Source organism: Ruegeria sp. BHSB056 (assembly GCF_059613305.1).
The window spans coordinates 1-3,372 of sequence record NZ_JBXWSG010000159.1 but is presented as its reverse complement, the minus strand read 5'-3'; the positions used below and the strand labels follow the sequence as shown (position 1 = coordinate 3,372).

General features: G+C 58.7%; 3 protein-coding genes. 2 read left to right on the top strand and 1 reads right to left on the bottom strand.

Features of this window, described 5'->3' with window-relative positions; genetic code table 11:
• A partial coding sequence (locus AC2FND_RS19850) for a transglycosylase domain-containing protein (protein WP_496771427.1) occupies positions 1 to 1,573 on the bottom strand: 1,573 nt, incomplete at its 3' end.
• Between the two features lie 259 nt (positions 1,574 to 1,832).
• Between AC2FND_RS19850 and AC2FND_RS19845 the strand changes: the two genes are divergently transcribed.
• Positions 1,833 to 2,171 carry a P-II family nitrogen regulator gene (locus AC2FND_RS19845; RefSeq protein WP_209507249.1) on the top strand — a complete coding sequence of 113 codons (339 nt, stop codon included), beginning with the start codon at positions 1,833 to 1,835 and terminating at the stop codon, positions 2,169 to 2,171.
• A gap of 33 nt (positions 2,172 to 2,204) precedes the next feature.
• Positions 2,205 to 3,372 (top strand): ammonium transporter family protein (locus AC2FND_RS19840; RefSeq protein WP_496771426.1); only part of this gene is annotated, 1,168 nt, incomplete at its 3' end.

Here is a 3,372-nt window from a genome sequence, read left to right as displayed (position 1 = left end):
TCCCAAAACCACTGGCCACGGTGCGGACGTTATCCAAGCCCGAAATCTCGGCAACTTTCACCGCCGGAATGTTCAGCGAGTTCTTCAACGCATCCGCCAGTGACACGCGCCCGTAATACTTGTTGGTATAGTTCTTGGGGCACCATTGACCGGACCCGGGAATGTCCACGCAGTAAGGTTCATCCATCACCGTATCCAGCGGGGAATAGCCGAGTTCCAACGCGGTAGCGTAGACAAAAGGTTTGAAGGACGAACCGGTTTGACGTTTGGCGATGGTGGCCCGGTTGAACACACCAGCAACCCGTGTTTCTCGGCCGCCGACCATGGCTCTCACCGCCCCGTCCGCGGACATGACCACGATGGCCGCCTGCGCCTTGGAGCCTTCGCGCACCTTTTCCTGAAAGATGAATTGCAAAGCCTCTTCCGCCGATCGCTGAATCCGCTGATCCAAAGTCGTCTGGATCACAACATCTTCGGTTGTGTTATCACCAAAATAACTGGGAAGTTCCGAAACAACCCAATCTGCGAAATAGCCGCCCGCTCGGGCAGCTGCAGCTTCAGACAGTTGCGCCGGTCGCGCACGCGCTTCGCTGGCCTGTGCGGCGGTCAGATATCCCTGATCCTCCATCAGACCGATCACCAGCCGCGCCCGATCCTGAGACCGTTGCAGGTTGTTGGTCGGCGCATAGCGTGTGGGCGCAACCAGCAGACCAGCCAGCATCGCGGCCTCTGCGGGCGAAACCTCGGCGGCGGATTTTCCAAAGTAGCGCTGGCTTGCGGCTTCGAACCCACGCGCGCCTGCGCCAAGAAAAGCGCGGTTCAGGTAGATCGTCAAAACCTCGTCCTTGGAGTATTTCACCTCCATTGCCAGCGCATAGACGGCTTCCTTGGCCTTGCGCCACAAGGAGCCCTGACGGCAGTCGGCCTCATACGCGGCCTCAGAGTCCCAATCACTGGGATCATAGGGAACACCCAGACACAACAATTTCGCGGTCTGTTGCGTGATGGTGGACCCGCCATGCCCTGACAAAGGCCCGCGCCCTTCGCTCAGGTTGATGCTGACCGCGCTGGCGACGCCACGCGGGCTGACCCCGAAATGCCGGTAAAATCGCTTGTCTTCGGTTGCGATGACTGCGTTCTTGAGATGCGGAGACACGGTATCGGCCGTGATCACGCCACCAAACTGATCGCCACGCCAGGCAAAGACCTTGCCGTCACGATCCAGCAAAGTCACGGAACCCCGCGCGCGCCCATCCAGCAAGGCATCCACATCCGGCAAGGTTGCATAAACGATACCCACCGCCAGCGCGAGCAGCATGGCCGAAATCGCACCTACACGCCAGGTCAAGCCCCAGATCAGCCGCCAGATCCATCGGAACAAACGGCGAAAGATACCACCGCCTTTGCCCCCTGATGACTTGCGGGTTTTCCTGCGCGTGGTTTTTCGCGTGGCCGTTTTGCGCGCCGTCGATTTTTTGCCCGCCGTGCTTTTGGTCGCCGCCGGTTTTCGGCCCTTTGAAGGGTACCGTCTATCCGCGACCAATGTCGGCTTGCGGCGCTTGGACTCAGTCATGCTCAAACTCTGCCCGGTTATACTTTTTGGTCACCATACCTCGACAACCACGGTATGTAGAGGTCCGATTTTCTGGAACTTCCCCTCTCTATAGTGCTCAATTATTAGCCGCAACGGCTGCGTTGTGCAAAAATTGTGCAACTTCGCATTATTTTCCGACAGGTTTTGGCCCCGAAAGCGTTTCTTACTGCGCCGCGGCGCGCTTTTTTTCTGCAGGTGCAAACAAGCCGGTCCCACCGGACAATCAGAGGGGAAAGACGTGAAACTGATCATTGCGACAATCAAGCCGTTCAAGCTGGAGGAGGTGCGCGAAGCACTGACCGAGGCTGGCGTGCGCGGCATGATGGTGACCGAAATCAAGGGCTTCGGCTCGCAGTCCGGTCACACCGAAATCTACCGTGGGGCCGAATATGCGGTGAACTTCGTGCCCAAGATCAAGCTTGAGATCGTGGTGCCTGCGACAATGGCCGACCAGATCGTCGAGACCATCACCAAAACCGCCAAAACCGGCAAGATCGGTGACGGCAAGATTTTTGTCCTCGATGTCGAACAGGCGATGCGTGTGCGTACCGGGGAAACCAACGAGGACGCGCTGTAAGTGCGCCCACTCACAATCATTCGAGGACTGACAATGAACCTGATGAAATCTCTCATCCCTGCTGCCGCCATTGTTGCGCTGCCGCAGATGGGTCTTGCGCAAGAGGCCGCCGCAACCGGCGAAGTGGCACAGCACACCCAGTATATCTTTACCACGCTGCTGTTTCTGATGGCGGGCTTTCTTGTTTTCTTCATGGCCGCAGGTTTCGCCATGCTGGAAGGCGGTCTGGTACGATCCAAGAACGTTGCCATGCAGATGATCAAGAACGTGGCATTGTTTTCATTTGCCGCAATCATGTACTGGCTGATCGGGTTCAACCTGATGTATCCCGGCGACGGTTGGTCCATCACGGGCTGGCTTGGCCCGTTCTTCTCGACCACAACGCTTGATGCGGTTGGTGTTGCGCCGGCGGATGCGGCACTGGAGTATGCTTCGGTCGGTTCGGACTTCTTCTTCCAGCTTGTGTTCGTGGCCGCGACCGCATCCATCGTTTCCGGCGCCGTGGCGGAACGTATCAAGCTTTGGCCCTTCCTGATCTTCGTCATCGTGCTGACAGGCATCATGTACCCGATTTCCGGTTCATGGAAATGGGGCGGCGGCTGGCTGGATGCCAAGGGCTTCTCGGACTTTGCCGGTTCGACCATCGTACACTCGGTCGGTGGCTGGGCTGCGCTGGCAGGGGCCCTTATCCTAGGCCCGCGGATCGGCAAGTACAAAGATGGCAAAGTTCACCCGATGCCCGGCTCTAACCTGGCACTGGCGACCCTGGGAACGTTCATCCTGTGGCTGGGTTGGTTCGGATTCAACGGCGGCTCGCAGCTGGCGATGGGAACCGTGGGCGATGTATCGGACGTGTCACGCATCTTTGCCAACACCAACATGGCGGCGGCTTCGGGCTCGGTTGCAGCGCTGATCCTGACCCAGGTTCTGTACAGGAAGCCTGACCTGACGATGGTGCTGAACGGCGCACTGGCCGGTCTGGTCTCGATCACGGCCGAGCCGCTGGCCCCGACCCTGTTCGGTGCCCTGTGGATCGGCGCCGTGGGTGGTATCATCGTGGTCTTCGCGGTCCCGATGCTGGACAAGTTCAAGATCGATGATGTTGTCGGTGCCATCCCGGTTCACCTGTTCTGTGGCATCTGGGGCACCATCGCCGTCATTTTCTACGGTGACGCGAGCCTGGGCTCGCAGCTTCTGGGCA